Genomic DNA, 20,225 nt, shown 5'->3' with positions numbered 1-20,225 from the left:
ATGATTAGAATGTAGCCTTCACACCTATATTATAATAGCGTGTCTGAGGAGCACTACCTATGTTCATCTCCAATACCTCACGGTTCTTAGAGATAGTGAGCAAGTTGGCACCGCTTACATAAGCAGACAAGCCCTTAAGCCAAGTCTTCTGGAAGAGCGTGCTAGGCAGGTCGTATGTAATCTGTACCTTAGCCAAGCGGAAAGCGTCTGTGCTGTACATCCAGAAGTCTGATGTCTGATAGTTGTTGCTACCTGAGAGTGTGGTAAGACGTGGATAAGTAGCAGTCTCCTTGGTTGCCTCAGTCCAGCGATTGCGAACCACAGCTGAGTACTTGCCGTCACCCTTTACCCACCAGTAAGAATTGTTCTTCAAGCCATAAGCACCGAAGTTGCCAGTACCGAGGGCGAAGAATGTGAAGTTGTTCCACTTAGCAGTGAGGTTTACACCCAATGTGAATGGAGAGCCATACCAACCACCCTTGCCCAGGAACACCTGGTCGTAAGAGTCGATCTTGCCATCACCGTTTACATCCACATACTTCATATCGCCAGGCTTCACGTCACTACCCAAGCGGCTCTGGTCTGGAGAGTTCTTGATTTCTTCCTCACTCTGGAAGAAGCCAGCAAACTTATAACCCCAGATACCATCGAGAGCCTTGCCCTCACGGTTTTGGTAATCCCATGCGTTCATCTCATCACGCTTGGTAGCCTTGGTGTTATAATAAGTACCTGTTACGCCGAGCTGCAAGTCTACATCACCCACCTTCTTATTGAAGTTAGCTGCGAAGTCGAAACCGATGCGGCGATTATTGTTAAAGTTGAGCACAGGCATGAATGAAGCATCAGGATAGCCTGGCTTAAAGTGAGAAGGATAGAACGTTGGAGTAGAAATCAGATAACCCTCCATCGAGTTAACGAAGAAGCTAGCATCCAATGTTACCATCTGCTGCCACAAGGAAGTCTTGAAGTTGACAGAAAGTTCCTTACGCTTGATGAAGTCGAGATCCTTGTTGGCAGAACGCTTAGAGAATGTGTACTTGCCAGCAGAACCATCATACCATCCATAACCATCAGCTGTCTGCCAGTTGGTGTCATAGAGATAGTATCTGTTGTCATTTACTGCCAAGTCAATATCCTCGTTGATGATGCTACCAGATACACTGATCATCATATCGTCTACCACCTTGCTGTTCTTCAAGAAGTTCTCGTTCTTGAGTCTCCAACCCAATGAAAGTGAAGGAGAGAAGCCTACACGATGACCTGGAGCCAACTGTGCAGAGTGGATAGCTGCCAAGCCGAAGTCTGCATAATAAGTCTTGGCGTAATCATAAGATGCATCCAAGGCAAGATTAGCACTTGAGTTCTTATGATACTGTCCAGACTTCGACTGCTGGAAGCCAGAGGCAATCAACATCGCAGAGAGGTTATGTACCTTATTAAATGTATTGGCGTAATTGAACTGAGCAGAGAAGAGCATGGTCTGATTGTCCACACTATTAGCGATGTTCTGTACACCAGACTTCTTATCCTCACCTTCCTTCTTCAAAGCTACGATCATATCCTTGCCGTCGATGTTTGACCATGTTGGGATATAGATGGCATAGCTATTATTGAAAGATGTGGTGTAAGAGGTAGCATAGTCTACTGCGAAACGAGTCTCGAAAGACAAGCCCTGCAACAACTTGTGCAGATTGATGTTAACACCTGTATCAAACTGGAACTGGCGGCTAGTATACTTGCTCTTACCAGCAGCATAGTAATCTGCGAAGATGTTAGAAGAGTTAGCCTGTGTACCAGCCAAGAAGTACTTGCCATCCACCAGCTTAGCCACACTCATCAAGTCCCAAGCAGCCTTGGCATTAGGAGCTATCATGTCTGTAGAGATCAATGGACTAGCATTCTGTGGGAAGTTAGGACGCCAAGTAGCAGCTGCATTCCAATAATCACCAATAGCAGAATGTGAATCATAGAATGTGGCATTGGAGTTGACCCAAGCCTTGATGTCATCTGTGATGTTGACATCTACATTACCACGTACACTGAAACGCTGAGTGTTATTGTTCTTAGCCTCACCAAACTTCAGGAAGTCGCCCTGGCGATAATAGTTGATGTTGCTATAGAAGTGAGCACGCTTACCACCACCACTAATCTCAGCAGTAGCCTCGTAGCGACTATTCATCTTGCGAAGATAGTCAGAAGAGTACATATCGAGATTAGGATAACGATATGGGTTGGCGCCCAAGCCATGATTGTAGATATCCTCAGCAGAGTAGAGAGGAGTCAAACCGTCATTGGCACGAGCCTCGTTGTAGAGAGTCATATACTCAGCAGAGCTCAGATACTCAGGGAATGACTTAGCCACATTGAGACCAGCGTTAGCCTGCACCTCAACCTTCAAGCCGTCATTATGACCACGCTTGGTAGTGATGAGCACAGCACCCTTAGCTGCCTTGCTACCATAGAGCACTACAGCTTGCGCACCCTTGAGGAATGTAATCTGGTCAATCTCGCTAGGCATCACGTTGGTTGCCTCACGAGGCACACCATCTACCAATACCAAGTAACCTGCATTGTCAGCATCCATACCCCAGAGAGAGTTGCCATTCCAACCACCCACGTAGCCCTGCATGTTGTCAAGGCTATAAGTGTGGTAGTTTTTCTTCATCAATCCCTCTACATCGACTACCGAAACGCCGCCCAAGATGTCACCCTTGGCTACCTTGCGATAAGCCACATTGACCATCTCCTTGTCGGCAGCAACGGTATCGGTTTCGTTCTCAGCAGCAGTTTTGGCATCGGCAGCCATAGGAGCCAATGACACAAGACCTGCCAACAGGAACTTTGAATTATATGATTTGAATTTTGAATTCATACTATCATTCATATTTTAGTATTACTATATAATGTTATTTTACCAACCAGGATTCTGACTAAGCTCTTGATAGAGATAAACATCCTTGATAGGCAATGGGAACCAATAGTGCTTGGCTGTGAAGTGACGAGTCAAGATCGCTTCCTGGCGGAAGTTATCCACCTTAGCATCAGCTGGGTCATTATTCTTGTAGAAATCGGCACCCTCCACACGGTCAAACTCATCAGAGTACTTTACATTGTAAGGAGCCTCGGTCAGGAGCAACCAGCGCTGCAAGTCGTTGAAACGGAAGCCCTCGAAAGCAAGTTCCACCTCACGCTCACGGCGAACCTCGTCCATGAACTTATGTGCATCAGCTACATACTCTGGAGCCACATGACCAGCGCCACAACGATCACGAAGGGTATTGATGGCATCCTCAGCAGTCTTGCTAAAGTTAGTAGCCTTGCCAGAAGCACCACCAAACGCAGCACAAGCCTCAGCATACATCAGATAGATGTCAGCCAGACGCATATATGGCAAGTAACAGTGGAATGCTGAACCCCAATCGTAGTCGCGATCCACCTCATTACATGTATGAGGCACCAACTTCTGGATGAAGTAACCTGTACGGCTGCCATTAGCCACTGGACGCATATTGCCACCTGTATACAACTGGCAGTACTGCAAGTTAGCCCACTGACCAGGAGTACCATTCAGATACTTGAAGCCATCAAACACGATGTCGTGATAGAAGCGTGGGTCACGGTTCTTATATGGATGAGTAGGATCGAAACCACCTGCTATGTTAGGAACCAACTTGCCATTCTCTACGATGTAAGCGGGCTCACCATTAGCCATACCGTAAGCAGCTATCAAGTTAGCTGTAGGTTGGTGAATCACATTGTCATGTCCAACCACTTTGTCAACCTTAGGACCAAACACCTTAGAGGTATTCCAGTTAGAGCCGTTGAAGTCTGCAGATGGACCACGGAAGATAGCCTCAATAGACCCAGGCATTTTCCAGTTCTGCTTCTTGGTATAGAAGATATCAGAGAAGCAAGAGTTAGCATCGGCAGAACGCTCATGATTGTAGACGTCCTTATATTTGAACTCAGCCAACCCATACTGTGTCTGGCCCCCCTCAACCAATGTGAGCAACTCACCGAAGACCTCAGCTGCCTTCTTGGCAAACTCCTCATCATAGTCGTATGTCTTACCATTCTTGCTAGCTCCTGCCTGTGCGCCATTCTTCATCAATGGGCTGGCAGCCCAGAGATAAGTCTTGCCCAGATAACCGAGTGCCATGATCTTGTTGATACGAAGGTCGTTCTTGCCCTGTGTGGCAGCACCATCATACTCATTGTCCCAGTTGATAGGCAACAGATCGGCAGCCTTGCGATAATCAGCAGCAGCCTTCTCTGCACACTCCTGATAAGAGAGACGAGGCAAATTGAGCTCTGAATTGAGATCCAAATAGGTATCAATGTATGGCAAACCACCAAAGTACTGCATCAACTCAGTGTGCCACCATGCACGGAAGAAGTAAAGCTGACCAGCAATGAGGTCTTTCTCTGCCTTGCTAGCTACCAACTTATCGAGATTAGCCAAGCCCTGGTTAGCCTTACGAATGCAATACCAAGCATGTGGCCAAAGTGAGTGGTTGAACTTATCTGTAGATGTAGGGTTGCTGCCATCCTTGTAAAGCCAGTTACCAGTGGTCTGCCAAGCACGGAAGTTGCCCAAGTCTACCTGGTGTGTCATACGGTTATCAGCCTCTGGGTTGAAGATTTCATCATCACCCCAGTTCCAAGAAGGACACCAGTTACATTTTTCCTTATCAGGGATACAGTTGTAAATCTCCTCTACGTAACCCTGAAAGTTACGGAAGTTTACAAATGCGTCATTTTCTGAGACTGTAGAATCTGCCTCCTTGTCAAGATAGTCCTGGCAAGAGTTGAGCGAGGTGCCGAGAGCCAGCGAGACGCATCCCATCAACAAAAAATTCTTTATCTTATTTTTCATTTGAATGTTCATTTTAATATTACAATGAGAATTTAACACCTAAGTTGAAGCGGCGTACTGTAGGATATGCTCCAAGGAAACCGCCACCACCGAGGTTAGCCTCACGGTCATCAGGCATACGAGTCCAAAGCCAGAGGTTGTTACCATTCAAGTATACCTTGAGGTAGTTCATACCGAGAGCCTTGATCCATCCCTTGGTCCAAGTATAAGCAATCTCTACGTTCTTCAGACGGATGTATGAACCATCATAGAGGAACTGAGTACCATTGCTGTAATCAGACTGGGTAGCACCCCAACGAGGAATGATAGATTCTGGAGAAGACTCATTCTTGTCCCACCAAGTACCAGTGTCATAAACATTGTCCAACTTATTGCCAAAGCTTGTCAAGGTTACGTCACGAGTTACATTGGTTACACCATAGAACTGAGCGAAAGCAGAGAAGCCCTTATACTCGATACCGATAGTGGCATTGTATGTATTCTGAGGATTTGAGCTATAACCTACTGGAGCTGAGTCCTTGCTATCTACCACACCATCACCGTTGAAGTCTACGATGTAGTAATCGCCTACCAAGCGGTGGTTGTCGTTAGACTCATGAGCTGGAGAACCTATCAAGTCATCGATGTCGTTGATAAAGCCACGATCAATGTATGAGTGATACTGACCCATAGAGTAGCCTGCCTCCTTCTGATAGTTAGGAGTGAGCTGAGCGTCATCCTTCAAGAGCACCTTGTTCTTGGCATGGGTCATATTGATGTTACCCCAGAGGCGGATGCCATTGGCAAATTTCTTGTTGAGCTTCAACTCCAACTCGTAACCACTGGTACGAACCTTACCCTTATTGATAGTAGGAGCTGTAGTACCAAAGTAAGATGGGATGGAGCGGTTATCACCAAAGATCAAAATGTCGTTACGACGGTCGCAGAAGAAATCGAGCGAACCGGTAATCAAACCACCCAAGAAACCATAGTCGACACCGAAGTTGGTCTTCTTCACAGTCTCCCACTTCACATCTTTATTACCCAATGTATTCTGGCGATACCATGTGTAGATACTGTTGGTATGGTCAAGATCCATCACTGTGTTGCCTCCGTATGCCCACTGGTTCATGTAGAGCCAACGACGAGAAGAGTCGAATGGATCGCCCAGGTTATCATCACCAATCTCACCGTAAGATGCACGGAACTTCAACATATCAATGATGTGCTTGTCACGAAGATTCTTCATGAAGTTCTCCTCAGTGATGGTCCAACCGATAGCTCCAGAATTGAAGAAGGCGAAGCGATTGTCCTTGCTAAACTTTTCTGATCCGTTGTAAGCACCGTTATACTCGATGTTGTAACGACCAGCATAGCTATAAGTAGCACGGAACGCCCAGTCCTCACGGTAAGTAGGCATCACACTACCACGTGCATTCTCCTGACGAGAGAACAAGCCCATGGCTGTAACATCATGCTGTCCGAACTTGCGAGCCCAGTTGAGCTGCAACTGATAGTAAAGATTGCGAACAGTCTGGTTGTTATCAACCGAACCACCTGAAGTACTCCAGTTAACGCCCTGTTTCCAGTCGAACTTATTGTTTGACTCATATACCTGACCATATGTTATATTGCCAGTCTCTGGATCAATATACTTGGTCTGAGCTGTATTGTTCAAGTCATTGATACCACGGCTCGTCTCAACAAATACGTTGTCCCAAGAAACGGTACCACGCAAGTTCAAGCCCTTGGTGATGAAGTCGAGTTTCTGCTCCAAGGTAAAGTCGGTATTGATACGAGTAGTAGTAGCCTGCGCTGTACCACCGATGGCGAGGTTCTGAGCAGAGTTACTTACGTTAGACGCATTTGGATAATAACCCCAAGAGCCATCGCTATACTGAGGCAAGAATACATCTGGAGCGATGTTATAAGCACCAGCCCACTGCTGTCCTATCTGCCACTCGCTATTGCTCATGTTGCTCCAAGGAGCCTTGCGCACACCATTAGAACCAGATACATTTACCTTTAATGTAGTAGTTTTAGTGATAGAGAAGTCCAAGTTACTGCGCACATTGATACGATTGTATCCATAGCCAGAGTTATAGTTACGTCCGTTATCATACTCACGGAAGAGGTCACCCTCGTGTACAAAATCGGCAGAAGCAAAATACTTCACGAAGCTTGTACCACCGCTCACATTGACATTGGCATTATATGACATGGCGCTCTTCTTGAAGAGGGCATCCTGCCAATCCACGTTAGCATAACGCTCGCGCTGCTCATCCGTAGTCTGGTTACGATAGTTCTCAATAAATGATTGAGGACGGATGTAAGACCAAGATTCAGGAGAAACACCCAACTCATGCTCCACTGCCCTGTTGCGGAACATCAAGGCATCGTATGAATCATACTTGTTAGGCAACTTAGAAGGAGCCTTCAATGTAGCATTGAAGCCCACATCAATCTTAGCCTTGCCTTCCTTACCGCGCTTGGTAGTAATCAAGATGACACCATTGGCACCCTTCACACCATAAACGGCAGTGGCAGATGCATCCTTCAATACAGAGATGCTCTCTACAGAACCAATGTCTACACTACTCATAGGACGCTCGATACCATCGACTAGGACGAGAGGGTCGCTGTTGTTCCAAGAACTAGCACCACGAATGATGATCTGTGGCTCCTCCTCACCAGGCATACCATTGCCCTGAACAGTTACCACACCAGGAAGGTTACCAGTTAAGGCAGCACCAATGTCGCTGACACCGGCAGCACGTTCCAGCACCTCACCTGTGGTCTGCGCAATAGAACCTACGACAGAAGCCTTCTTCTGCTGACCATAACCAACAACTACAACTTCGCCGATGGCGTTGTCGTCTTCAAGAGTAAGTTTGAACTCTCTCTTCGTACCAATCTTTACTTCCTTGGTCTTCATACCTACGTATGTAAATACGAGGATAGAATTCTCTGAAGGAACACTGATACTGAAATTACCATCAAAGTCGGTGACCGTACCGACGCTGGCATTACCTTTCACTTTTACAGTGGCACCTATCAGAGGCTCACCTGTACCGTCAACAAGATTACCCTTGACCTGGATCTTCTGAGCCTGAGCATTCAGGCTGCAGAAAGCTCCGACCAAGCATAAGGCTGCTGTCCGTTTCATTGTTAACACTTGTTCAATCATGTTCTATTCATTTTTGATTTATGCTTTAAAAATTTAGGCGTGTACTAAATTGTTTATTCACGGCGGCAAAGGTATGGATTTCTTTCGAAACATACTTTGCGTGGTGTAACAGAAAGTTTATCATTTTAGAAAAATCTTGCGAGAACGTATTTTTCCATTACTTAACAGTTGTTTTATTATATAAACACCAGCAGTTGGCTTTTCAACTTCTTTTCCTTCTATATTATAATATAAGGTGGAAACCACGTCTGCCTGGGTTTCTAATTGTTTAATTCCTGTTGGATTTTGTTTCAAATACCACTCTTTATACCAGTTCATACAGGCATAGCCGCAACAGTCTTCGAACAGTCCGTGTTTCTTGGCATTCTGGAAACCCGGCTGCACAATTCCGCTCTTCAAGTACTCATCAATATCGTAATATTCCTGCGGATGGGTAAGGGTCATACCGATATTGCCAAAGTGGTCGTGAACTGCCTTCCATGCCAATCCCCATTTCGAGGTAGATGCTGTTGCCCAGCTTCCCAGGTTAGGTTGTGTCCACTGTCCCCACTCATTGTAGTGACCTTCGCTCGCCTTGTCCGGATCTTCCGGACTCCAGTCTATCTCCGTTACCATGATAGGTTTCGTTTCTACCATCGGCACCTGACTTTTGAAGTTGCGAATGAAAGTATCATGATTGCAATTCTTATCGGTCATATTTCCATACCATCCGGAATAAACATGTACTGCATAAGAGAAGTTGTTCTCGCTATCGGTGATAGGATACTTGGCGTAATCCTGGTACTGGCTCTGATAGCCAGAACCTGGCACCCAGATAATACCCTTGAAGCCAGTGGCACGAATCTCATCTACCACAGGCTGGAAGAAATCATGGAGAGCCTTGTCTGATTGAGAGCCATCTGCCAGCAACACATTAATAGGCTCATTGGCTAGCTCGATGCTCACCTGTCCTGCATTCTTCTGGATGGTGGCATTGGAAGCGAAGAGATTCCACACCTTCTTAAGATATGCCTGATATGCATCTCCCACCTTGATATCCTTTGGACAAACGCCAGGAGGGCGAACGATTACATATAGTCCATGAGCCAAGGCTTTCTCCACAAGCTTGACATAAAGTCTGCTCAAGAATGTCTCGTATCGATAATCACTAAAATACTGGATATTGTTTTCACCCGTTCCTGCTGGCGCACCCCAGTTAGTCCAGCATGGGTCCATGTGCAGACGGAAGACGGTGCAATAAGCTCCCTGCTCCTTATCAGTGATGGCGGTAAACATCTTCTCGAAATAATTGAGGCAAGGTTCGATTTCGTCGACATTGTATCCGCCCTTGCCCCAACGATTGCCGTTGAAGTAGCGGTTTGGCGTATCCATTACACCATGCAAGACAACAATCTTACCATTGGCATCCACCAGGTTCTTACCCTGCACACGGAGTGCCGGCAGATTATCGGCAGCCAGTCCCGCCATTGACAGCATAGCCATAGCGAGTGATATTAACATTTTCTTTCTGTTCATTGTTATAATTATTTTTAGATTTATCATTTATTGTCAGTCAACTTATTATATTATGAAGGATTGTCAGGTTCCAGTTTACAGAAAAGGATGCTGGTCTTTTCAAATAGAATGGCGCGTAATCACTACGCACCATTCCCGAAAACCAATTAATCATGATTCTATAGAAAAACCATAATATCAAAATCTTTTAGAAATTCTAAACCTATTCTACTAACTATTATGTATAAACCTAACTAACCTAAATGTTCCGACATATACAACTTTAAAAACCAATGCAAAGATACTCCTAATCTATCATATATACTTTATAATAAGTAACCAATAGTTTTCCTCTCGTACCACATGTAACATTATCTTTACTCTACGTAACATTTTAACATCTTTTTAGCACAAATCTATAAAAAACATATATTTCCGTGCACTTTTTCCCCATAAATTTTGTATTTTTGCAAACGAATATAAAAAAGCCAAAAGACAATGAAACCAAGAATCATGATGATTTCCATGAAATCAAACCTCAGAACAATGAGATACATCGGTCTTTTACTGATGTTTATCTTCTGTCTCACTGCACAGAACATGATGGCGCAGCGAGGAAAACTTTTCAATTCAGACAACCAGCTTTCGAGCAACCTTGCCACTCAGGTGTTCCAGGATTCAAATGGTTTCATTTGGATTGCCACCCGTAACGGCTTGAATATCTATGATGGCTATAACTTTATGGTCATCAAAAAAACCTACGGCAACAGTAACGGGCTCAACAGCAACTATATCAACTGCATAACACAGGATGAAAAGGGGCGTATTGTGCTGGGAACAAACAAGTCGCTACTTATACTTAATGGTAATAGGTACTGCAACGTACCTATGCTCGATTCAAGAAATAAGCCTATAAACACTTACGTTACCCAGGTAAGCCGTTTGCACAATGGCGATATTGCTGTCGTTACCTCCGGTTACGGCATCATGACCAAGAAAATAGATGCAAACGCCTGTTACACCGTGAAAGGAGAAGTGGAGAACCTGAAATACATACATAAGATTCTGGAAGACAAACAAGAAAGGCTCTGGATTATCCTGGAAAACGGAAAGCTGTTACGGAAAGAAAAGAACGGCAAGCTTGTTTCACGCATCATGGGAACAGAGCAACTTAACACACAAGATATCAGGCAAGACGACAAGGGCAACATTTATCTTGCTACCAAGAATGATGGTGTTTACCTACTCAAGGCAGGTTCAACCATCTTCACCAAGATAGCCGGCATAGGCAATCTTCCTATTGACAACATCTATATCAGCCGCGACCAGCGCTTGTTTATCGGTTGCGATGGTATGGGTATCTTCGTGTATAATCCTGTAACAGGATTCTTGCAAAATAATCCTCTGTTCTGCCATGAAGTAAATATTGCCAAGAGCAAGATTACCAGCATTATAGAAGATTTTACGGGAAACATCTGGGTGAGTATGCTCCAGAAGGGCGTATTCATGCAGTCGCAGGCTCAATGCGATTTCAACTATATGGGCTACCGTTTGGACAGCCGCAACGTGATAGGTGAAAACTGCATCACAAGTCTGTGTGCCAACCAGGGCGATCAAGTCTGGGTGGGCACCGACAAGGATGGTCTTTACCTCTTTGACATAAAAACCGGTAGTATCAACGACCATTTATTAAGCAACACCACGGTACTGGCACTCTGCAAAGACCAGAAGGGCAAAACATGGGTAGGAACCTATAGTAACGGCATCGGATTTATAGATGCGGGGGGATCTTTCCATCCATTCAGCCTAGGCATTGGCAACCAGGCGGGCATCTTCGATATCCAGGAAGACCCGCAGGGCAATATATGGTTTGCTACCATGGGCAAAGGACTTTTCCGCCTTTCTCCAGATGGAAGCATCAAGCAATGGAAAAAACAAGATGGTGCCGACAACAACCTGAAAAAGAACAGTATTCCTAATGATTACCTCGTGAAACTTAGCATCTCAAAAGATGGTAAGCGGGTTTTCGTAGCCACTTCTGTGGGTCTGGCTTGCTATGACCGGCAAAAAAACAGCTGGACTTCCACTTTCGGTGGCGTCAACTGTCTGAACAAGGGCAGTTTCTCTCATTGCGTTTATACTGACAGCAAGAACCGCGTATGGTTTGGCACTGAAGACGGCGCAATCTGCTATGATCCGAAGCAGGGATATGCTCATCCGAAGATCTATAACACAGAACTTGGACTTTCAGACAACAGCGTAGCCAGCATCATAGAAGATTACAAGGGTAGAATCTGGATAGGAACTACCTGTGGCTTAAACCAGGTAGATACAGAAAAAGGTACCATCAACAAGTACTACTCAGACAATGGCTTGCAGAGCAATGAGTTCAGCGATGCAGCAGCCTGCACGCTCTGGGGAGGAAAGATGCTGGTGATGGGCGGAACCGGCGGTATCAACTGGTTTGATACGGACAAGGTAAAACAGCATCCTTGGCAGGCAAAAGTTACCATATCAGGACTTTTTTTGGGCAACCAACCTGTATACCCGGATATGGAATCGGGCATCTATACTATCACCGACAAAGCCGCCTACAACAGCGACAAGTTCTCCTTATCTCATGAAGACAACACCTTCACCATCCAACTGTCTACTCTTACATATAATAATGTAGAGCAGATCAGTTACGCCTACAGCATCAATGGTGAGGATTGGCGAACCATACAGTCTGGCATGAACGAGCAGTCATTCTCACACATGCCTGCAGGTACCTACAAGTTCCGTGTCAAGGCCATCTGCAACGGATACGAAACCCCTGTCAAGGAGTTCTCCATCATCGTTCACCCAGCCTGGTACGCCAGCATCTGGGCAAGACTCTGCTATCTGCTTGCCTTCCTGGGGCTCTGTCTGCGCTATATCAAGCACCGCAAACGCAAGATGGAAGACCAGCTCATATTGCAGCAGCATATCCATGCGGAAGAGATGGGCGAAGCAAAACTGAAGTTCTTCATGAACATCAGCCACGAAATCCGTACCCCATTGACCCTTATCCTCACTCCGCTGTTCACGCTGATTAAGGAAGATAAAGACGCTCACCGACAGGGCATCTACGATATGATGCGCAAGAACTCGGAACGAATCCTGCACCTGATTAACCAGATGATGGACCTGAGAAAGATTGACAAGGGACAGATGGTGATGCACATGAGCGAAACCGATATGGTTGCCTTTATTGGCGATGAATACAAACTCTTCTGCCAGCAGGCGATAGCCAAGAGCATCCAATTCACCTTTGAGCACGAAGACGAAACTCTCCCGGTATGGATAGACCGCGACAACTTTGACAAGGTATTGATGAATGTCCTGTCAAACGCCTTCAAGTTTACTCCTGCAGGCGGCAGAATCCGTATCACCCTCTCCCACTCGCCTCATCATGTCCGCATCGCCATCAAGGACAGCGGCAAGGGCATTCAGGAGGAAAAGCTCGAAACGATTTTCCAGCGCTTCTATCAGAGTACCACTACTTCTAATGACCGGAATGTAGGTACGGGAATCGGTCTCGACCTGACACGCTCGCTCGTGGAACTGCACTACGGAACCATTACAGCCGCCCACAACAAGACACTTGATGAAGCCGACTGGAAGGAAGGAAGCCAGTTTCTCATCACGCTGCCTCTGGGCAACGAGCATCTGAAACCGGAAGAAATGATAGATGCACCGGAGCCACAGACTGCTGAAGACATCAAGGAACTGGAAGAAAACATGGAGGAAGGAAACGAAGAGAATGCTGCCGATACAGCCAATGACGCCGAAGAAGATTTCAAGAGCAAGGCAAAGAGCACCATCGCTGTGGTAGAAGACGATGAGGCAATACGTAATTTCCTGAAGACCCAACTACAGGAAACCTACAATATCCTTACCTTCTGCAACGGAAAGGAGGCGCTGCCGGAGATTATCAAGCAGAAGCCAAGCCTCGTTATCTCAGACATCATGATGCCAGAAATGGACGGCAATACGCTCTGTACCAAGATCAAGAACAATGTGAACACCAACCACATTCCGGTGATTCTGCTCACAGCGATGAGCAGAGAGGAAGACCAGCTGACCGGTTTGCAGTCGGGTGCCGATGCCTATGTGGTGAAGCCGTTCAATATGGACATTCTGCGCCGCACCATCATCAACCTGCTCAACGTGCGCCGTACTTTGAAAAACAAGTTTATAGGCAACGAGAGACAGAGCGACAGGCAGATTGCGATAGAAAAAGACCTGTCGCCAAAAGACCAGCTGATGGAACAGGTGATGAAGGTAATCAATGATAACATCGGTAATGAGGACCTGAGTGTGGATATGATTGCCCGCGAAGTAGGACTGAGCCGTGTGCATCTGCACCGCCGAATGAAGGAACTGACCAACCAGACACCACATGCCTTCATCCGCAATACCCGTCTGCAATATGCCGAAAAGTTGCTGAGCCACTCTAACAAGACGATATCAGACATCATGTTTAGCTGCGGTTTCTCCAACCCAGCCAGCTTCAGCACCATGTTCAAGAACTTTTATGGCTCTTCGCCTCGCGATTATATGCAGGCACACCGGAAAATCTAGCCTTTTCACTGCAGAAAAGGCCAGATGTTTCCCAAAATAAAGTATTTGTTACAAATAGAGATGTTTATGATACGCCTCGCAAAGTGTTGGTAACATTCTGTGGGGGTATATTTAAAAGGAAAGCGGTAACTTTGCAGCAGAATTCTGAATACATGTTTCAGCCATGAGTTCAGATACTCATTCTGTAATTTTAAACCCAATAATAAAATGAAGAAAATTGCAATCTTATCGCTTTCCCTGACGCTTGCAGCCGCTGCACAGGCGCAGACAGCTGAGTTTGACTATTTCAAGTATGCGGGCAATGACGCTCGCTTCAATGTTGAAATCGACAAGACTCACCAGTATTACAACCCGGTACTGGCTGGTTTCTATCCAGACCCATCACTCTGTCGCGTAGGCGACACCTACTATCTGGTAAACTCTTCGTTTACCTTCTTCCCAGGTGTGCCTCTCTCAACCAGTAAAGACCTGGTCAACTGGCAGCCTGCCGGTCATGTCCTCGACCGCACATCACAGGTTCCATTGAAGGGCCAGCAGGTATCAGCCGGTATCTTCGCACCAGCCATCAGCTATAACAAGAAGAACAAGACCTTCTATATGATTACCACCAATGTGGGAGCCGGCAACTTCTTTGTGAAATCAAAAGATCCTTCCAAAGGCTGGAGCGAGCCTATCTATCTGAAGAAGATTGACGGCATCGACCCTAGCTTCTTCTTCGATGACAACGGAAAGGGATATATCGTGCATAACGGTCCGGTAGTTGGCGGTGCCGACTATGAGGGTCAGCGTGCTATCCGCTGCTTCGAATTCGACGTGAAGGGCGACAGCATCAAGGGAGACTTCAAGGAGATTCTGCGTGGCGGAACCCATGTAGAGGCGCGTCCTATCTGGATTGAGGGTCCTCACCTCTTCAAGAAGGGCAAGTTCTATTATCTGATGTGTGCAGAAGGTGGTACAGGCGGATGGCACAGCGAGGTTATCCTGCGTGCCAAGAATCCGATGGGACCATGGGAGGAATGCCCTAACAACCCTATTCTTACCCAGCGAACCGGTCTCGACCCTAACCGCAAGGACCCAGTATCAAGTGCCGGTCATGCCGACATCGTAGAAGATGGCAAGGGTAACTGGTGGGCTGTATTCCTGGCTTGCCGTCCATACGAAGAAGATATGTACAATACAGGTCGCGATACTTATCTCCTGCCTGTAACCTGGAAGAATGGATGGCCAGAGATTCTTGCCAAGAATACTCCTATCTCTACCGTTGGAGAGAAGGCTGGTTTGAAGCCTGCCGCAAAGAATGAGTTCTCAGGCAACTTCTCTTATGTGGATAACTTCGAAGCAGATAACAATAAGGCGGGTCTGAAAGAGTTGAATCCACGCTGGATGTTCCTCCGCGACTTCGTTGACTGTTACAAGGTAGAAAACGGCAAATTGAAGTTCAATCTCCTGCCAGGCAATATCTACAAGCGTGAACCGATGTCTGCCATCTGGGCACGTCAGCAGCACGGCACCTTCACAGCTGAGACAGAAATCAACTTTACTCCTCGCAACGACAAGGATATCGCAGGCTTGGCACTTCTCCAGAAGGAAGACCACAACTTCGTATTGGGTAAGACCATGAAGAATGGCAAGCTGATGATTACCCTGACCCGTGCCGAGAAGAACAATGTTACTATCGCCTCTGCTCCTATCAAGGGAGGTAAGCTGAAGCTGAAGGTAGAAGGTCATGACAGATATTATGATTTCTATTATGCTGAAGAAGGCGGCAGCTGGCAGCTTCTTGCCAAGGGTGTAGATGCCTCTAACCTGAGCACCCAGAAGAGCGGTGGCTTCCTCGGTGCCTGCATCGGTCTCTATGCTTCTTCCAACAAGGAATAAGGATTTGAGCAAAGATGAACATTTTAGGAATAGATAATTAAAGAAAAGGTTGATACCTCGCGTTTTGCCTGGTATCAACCTTCTTCTTTTATTTATTCTTCACAATATCCAATGTCATTTTTCCTACCCAGATGGCGCTCTTGCCGTTCTGGTCGATTGGCACCGGTTTGCCATCGAGATTGTTCAGATACTCCAACTGCTTGAAGTAGGTATGGCTATGACCGCCCAGTATCAGGTCGATGTCGCGGGTGGCTGGGGCTACCTCGGAATCGTCAATGCCATCTATCTTCCAGCCCAGGTGGGAGATACAGATGATGACATCACACTTCTCTTTCTTCTTCAATATCTCTGTCATTTCATTTGCCTTGGCGATAGGATCGAGATACTTGATGCAGCCATAGTTGGCTTCGGTTACCAAGCCGGCAAGTTCCGGACACAAGCCGAAAACGCCAATCTTCAGTCCCTTGCGCTTGATAATGGTATAAGGCTTTACGACATTTGCCAGTTCGGTACCGGTGAAATCATAGTTGGAGCAGACGATAGGAAACTTCGCCATCTTGAAGATGCGCACCATGTTGTCGATGCCGAAATCGAACTCATGGTTTCCGATGGTAGCAGCATCATATTTCATCTCGTTCATCAGTCCTACTTCCACATCTCCCTTGAAGAGAGAATAATAAGGTGAACCCTGTGAGAAATCGCCACTGTCAAAGAGCAGCAAGTCGGGATTCGCCTTACGTTCCTGACTGATTATCGCTACCCTACGGAGGAAACCGCCACGGTTGGCTGTTGCAGTATCTGCGAGATTCGGATTGATGGGCATCACGCATGAATGCGTATCGTTGGTATGGAGCACTACGAGTTGCTTTACCACCTTTGCCTCTTTCCTAGTTTTAGCCTGAACGGCTGCCGGCTGCATCATGAAGGATGCCAGAACCAGACCTATATATAATAATGTATGTTTCATCAGAATGATCAACTATAAACTATTAACTATCAACTATTCTACCACGCAGCGGCCTTCAATCTTAGATTCCACCATCTTGCCCTGTGCCTGCATCTCACGGAAATAATTCATGATGATGTAGCGCACATTGTTCTCTATCTGCTTAGGAGCAAAGACATCGGTTCCGCTCTTGAAGGCAACGAGCTGGTCATTACCTTCGGCAAGATAATCGAGGGTTGCAACGCGGTAACTCTTCTCCGGAACAACTGGTTCACCGTTCAGTGTAACGCTCTTCAGCTTGCCATCCTTGGTGATAACCATTCTTACAGCATGGCTCAAGCCTTCGCCGCCACGATGAGCTATCTGCTGGAAAAGCTCCAGAACCTTATCGCCCTTCAGGGTCAGGAAACAGATTTTGTTCTCGAAAGGAGCCATATCGTTCACATCGCCTACAGTAACCTTACCCTTGGCAAGATTAGAACGGATGCCACCCATATTGTAAACAGCGAAAACAGGCTGTTCTTCAAACTGCTTGCCACCCCATACAAGGATGTCACAGAGCAAGTTACTGAGTTCACTCTCCGGACGGTGACAGGTCATATCATGAGCAATATGACCTACAACAGGACCCATGATACTGTCTACCTTACTCTTATAAGGAGCGATAAACCTGGCAGCCTCAGCATCAGGCTGTGCATCCCATTTCTGATCAACCAATATCCGGGTTCTCTCCACCTTTGCCACCTTGTATTTTTGGGCGAAAGCCGGACTTGCCATCAGCAGCATGACCGTTGATGCAAGTGCCACCTTCATACCATTCTTTTTCTTCATATTTATTGTTATCTTAATGTTTTGGAGTGCAAAAATACAAAATAAATCTGTGAAATCCGTGAAATCTGTGGGAAAAGACGCTGACCAGAAAGAAAAATAGTTAAATCTGCGAGAAAAAAGAAAGAAAGTGTCTGAAAATTTGCGAGATACAAGAAAAAGTAGTAACTTTGCACCCGCTTTTCGGCGTAACCGCTGTTGTCTGGGCAGAAGTGTTGTCCAAGTCCATGTTGCGTTGGAACGACAAACAATTTTTAATTTTATACAAAAAATGGATTTGATTAAAGTTGCTGAAGAAGCATTTGCAACCGGCAAGAAGTTCCCTGAGTTCAAGGCAGGTGATACTATCACAGTCGCTTACAAAATCGTCGAGGGTACTAAGGAGCGTATCCAGCTCTATCGTGGTGTTGTTATCAAGATCTCTGGTCATGGTGACAAGAAGCGTTTCACAGTTCGCAAGATGTCTGGTACTGTAGGTGTTGAGCGTATCTTCCCTATCGAGTCACCAGCTATCGATTCTATCGAGGTGAACAAGCGTGGTAAGGTTCGTCGCGCTAAGTTGTATTACTTGCGTAAGCTTACTGGTAAGAAGGCTCGTATCGCTGAGAAGAAGACTGTAGCTAAGGGTGAAGAATAATTTTTCTTAGGAGACCTAATCAGAAAAAAATAAAGGGAATCTAGTCTCACGACCGGGTTCCCTTTTTATGTTAATAATCTTAACCGAAAAACAACTATCTTTACCATTAAATTAATCATGGCAGCCTACTAAACCAACCATGCTCCATTCTTTTATTTTTCGCCCGCATCATAATTCACGAGCCCATCCTCCGTGCCGTGTAAAGCACCTTGGAAATCATCCCAACTCTGGAATCCGGCAAGCAGCGCCAGCTTGTCCAAAGTCTGGCGGGAAGGCTTCTCCTTCCCTTTCAAAACATCCCACATTTTGTAGAAAACATGTGCCTTGCCAACCTTCTTTTCTATGTGTTCAGCAAGGACTTTCAAATCCTGTTTCATAACAATCCTCTCATATTTACTAACTGGGAGCAAAAGTACTGAAAAAGAATGAAACAGAGTACATTTTTCCCGACTTTTTTATGTTTTGAGGTAAAAAAAATGCTTTATATCATAAAAATGCTGTTTTTTAGGGCTTTTTACGAAACAGAAGTCCAATATCTCAATCATTTTTTGTAACTTTGCGCCAAATTCCAAAATACATTTCTTAGAAGATGAAAGAATTAGCACTTAAGTACGGATGTAATCCAAATCAGAAACCTTCTCGCATCTATATGGATGACGGAAGGGAGCTTCCTATCGAAGTGATCAACGGCCGTCCTGGCTACATCAACTTCCTGGATGCCTTCAATTCCTGGCAATTGGTCAAGGAGCTCAAGGCTGCTACAGGAATGCCTGCTGCCGCTAGTTTCAAACACGTTTCTCCTGCCGGTGCAGCTATCGGCTTGCCTCTGAGCGACACATTGAAGAAGATTTACTTCGTTGATGATGTCAAGTTTGAGCTCTCTCCATTGGCTTGTGCCTATGCTCGTGCCCGTGGCGCTGACCGCATGTGCTCTTATGGCGACTTTGTTGCGCTGAGCGATGTATGCGACGAGGCTACAGCCCTCCTCATCAAGCGTGAGGTGAGCGATGGTGTCATTGCTCCTGGCTATACTCCTGAGGCTATCGAGGTTCTGAAGGAAAAGCGCAAGGGTACCTACTGCGTTATCAAGATTGATCCTGACTATGTGCCAGCTCCTATCGAGCGCAAGCAGGTGTTCGGTGTTACCTTCGAACAGGGACGCAACGAGGTGAAGCTTGATGATCCTGCTCTCTTCGAGGATGTTCCTACCAAGAACAAGACTTTCACTCCTGAGGCTAAGCGCGATCTGATTATCTCGCTCATCACCCTGAAGTATACTCAGAGTAACTCTGTATGCTACGTAAAGGATGGTCAGGCTATCGGTATCGGTGCCGGTCAGCAGAGCCGTATCCACTGTACCCGTCTGGCTGGTTCTAAGGCTGATGAGTGGTGGTTGCGCCAGTGTCCTAAGGTGATGAACCTGCCTTTCAAGGAGAAGATCCGTCGTGCCGACCGCGACAATACCATCAATGTCTATATCTCTGATGAGTGGGAGGATGTATTGCAGGACGGCGTTTGGGAGCAGTTCTTTACGGAGAAGCCTGAGCCATTGACCCGCGAGGAGAAGAAGGCTTGGATTGCCCAGAACAAGGGTGTATCTGTAGGTAGTGATGCTTTCTTCCCATTCGGCGACAATATTGAGCGTGCTCACAAGAGTGGTGTTGAATACATAGCAGAAGCAGGCGGTAGTATCCGTGACGATAATGTTATTGATACCTGCGACAAGTACGGCATCGCCATGGCGTTTACTCACGTTCGCCTCTTCCATCACTAATTTATTATATAATTAAGGTAT

At 46.1% G+C, this 20,225-nt stretch carries 11 protein-coding genes; 4 read left to right on the top strand and 7 right to left on the bottom strand.

The window, feature by feature from the left end:
* Positions 1–4: 4 nt before the first annotated feature.
* From NQ544_RS13830 to NQ544_RS13815, 4 genes are all read right to left on the bottom strand, one after another.
* On the bottom strand, positions 5–2,872 hold the full coding sequence (locus tag NQ544_RS13830) for a SusC/RagA family TonB-linked outer membrane protein (protein WP_040553585.1): 2,868 nt from the start codon (positions 2,870–2,872) through the stop codon (positions 5–7).
* Positions 2,873–2,911: 39 nt separating this feature from the next.
* Positions 2,912–4,876 (bottom strand): RagB/SusD family nutrient uptake outer membrane protein, encoded by a 1,965-nt coding sequence (locus tag NQ544_RS13825; protein ID WP_040553587.1) that lies wholly within the window; start codon positions 4,874–4,876, stop codon positions 2,912–2,914.
* Positions 4,877–4,895: 19 nt separating this feature from the next.
* A complete protein-coding gene (locus NQ544_RS13820) occupies positions 4,896–8,021 on the bottom strand; it encodes a SusC/RagA family TonB-linked outer membrane protein (protein WP_050758650.1) in 3,126 nt (1,041 codons plus the stop codon).
* A 141-nt stretch (positions 8,022–8,162) separates the two neighbouring features.
* The gene (locus NQ544_RS13815; RefSeq protein WP_167529946.1) at positions 8,163–9,542 is read right to left on the bottom strand and encodes a cellulase family glycosylhydrolase; all 1,380 of its coding nucleotides are present in this window, start codon (positions 9,540–9,542) and stop codon (positions 8,163–8,165) included.
* A 492-nt stretch (positions 9,543–10,034) separates the two neighbouring features.
* Between NQ544_RS13815 and NQ544_RS13810 the strand changes: the two genes are divergently transcribed.
* Both NQ544_RS13810 and NQ544_RS13805 read left to right on the top strand, forming a co-directional pair.
* A complete protein-coding gene (locus tag NQ544_RS13810) occupies positions 10,035–14,141 on the top strand; it encodes a hybrid sensor histidine kinase/response regulator transcription factor (protein WP_050758652.1) in 4,107 nt (1,368 codons plus the stop codon).
* A 207-nt stretch (positions 14,142–14,348) separates the two neighbouring features.
* Positions 14,349–16,019 carry a glycoside hydrolase family 43 protein gene (locus tag NQ544_RS13805; RefSeq protein WP_006848777.1) on the top strand — a complete coding sequence of 557 codons (1,671 nt, stop codon included), beginning with the start codon at positions 14,349–14,351 and terminating at the stop codon, positions 16,017–16,019.
* A gap of 88 nt (positions 16,020–16,107) precedes the next feature.
* On the opposite strand, the gene NQ544_RS13800 is transcribed toward NQ544_RS13805, so the two are convergent.
* The gene (locus tag NQ544_RS13800; RefSeq protein ID WP_228023749.1) at positions 16,108–16,941 is read right to left on the bottom strand and encodes a bifunctional metallophosphatase/5'-nucleotidase; all 834 of its coding nucleotides are present in this window, start codon (positions 16,939–16,941) and stop codon (positions 16,108–16,110) included.
* Between the two features lie 78 nt (positions 16,942–17,019).
* The gene (locus tag NQ544_RS13795; RefSeq protein WP_040553590.1) at positions 17,020–17,796 is read right to left on the bottom strand and encodes a 5'-nucleotidase C-terminal domain-containing protein; all 777 of its coding nucleotides are present in this window, start codon (positions 17,794–17,796) and stop codon (positions 17,020–17,022) included.
* A gap of 268 nt (positions 17,797–18,064) precedes the next feature.
* Here NQ544_RS13795 and rplS point away from each other — a divergent pair, with 268 nt between their 5' ends.
* Complete coding sequence (gene rplS / locus NQ544_RS13790; RefSeq protein ID WP_006848781.1) at positions 18,065–18,430, top strand: 50S ribosomal protein L19; 366 nt, start codon at positions 18,065–18,067, stop codon at positions 18,428–18,430.
* 152 nt (positions 18,431–18,582) lie between these two features.
* On the opposite strand, the gene NQ544_RS13785 is transcribed toward rplS, so the two are convergent.
* The gene (locus tag NQ544_RS13785) at positions 18,583–18,807 is read right to left on the bottom strand and encodes a hypothetical protein (RefSeq protein ID WP_006848782.1); all 225 of its coding nucleotides are present in this window, start codon (positions 18,805–18,807) and stop codon (positions 18,583–18,585) included.
* A 212-nt stretch (positions 18,808–19,019) separates the two neighbouring features.
* Between NQ544_RS13785 and NQ544_RS13780 the strand changes: the two genes are divergently transcribed.
* Complete coding sequence (locus tag NQ544_RS13780; protein ID WP_006848783.1) at positions 19,020–20,204, top strand: phosphoribosylaminoimidazolecarboxamide formyltransferase; 1,185 nt, start codon at positions 19,020–19,022, stop codon at positions 20,202–20,204.
* The last annotated feature ends 21 nt before the right edge of the window (positions 20,205–20,225 follow it).

The sequence above is a fragment of the Segatella copri DSM 18205 genome (assembly GCF_025151535.1).
GTDB classification, from domain to species: domain Bacteria; phylum Bacteroidota; class Bacteroidia; order Bacteroidales; family Bacteroidaceae; genus Prevotella; species Prevotella copri.
This window is presented reverse-complemented; position numbering and strand designations above follow the sequence as displayed.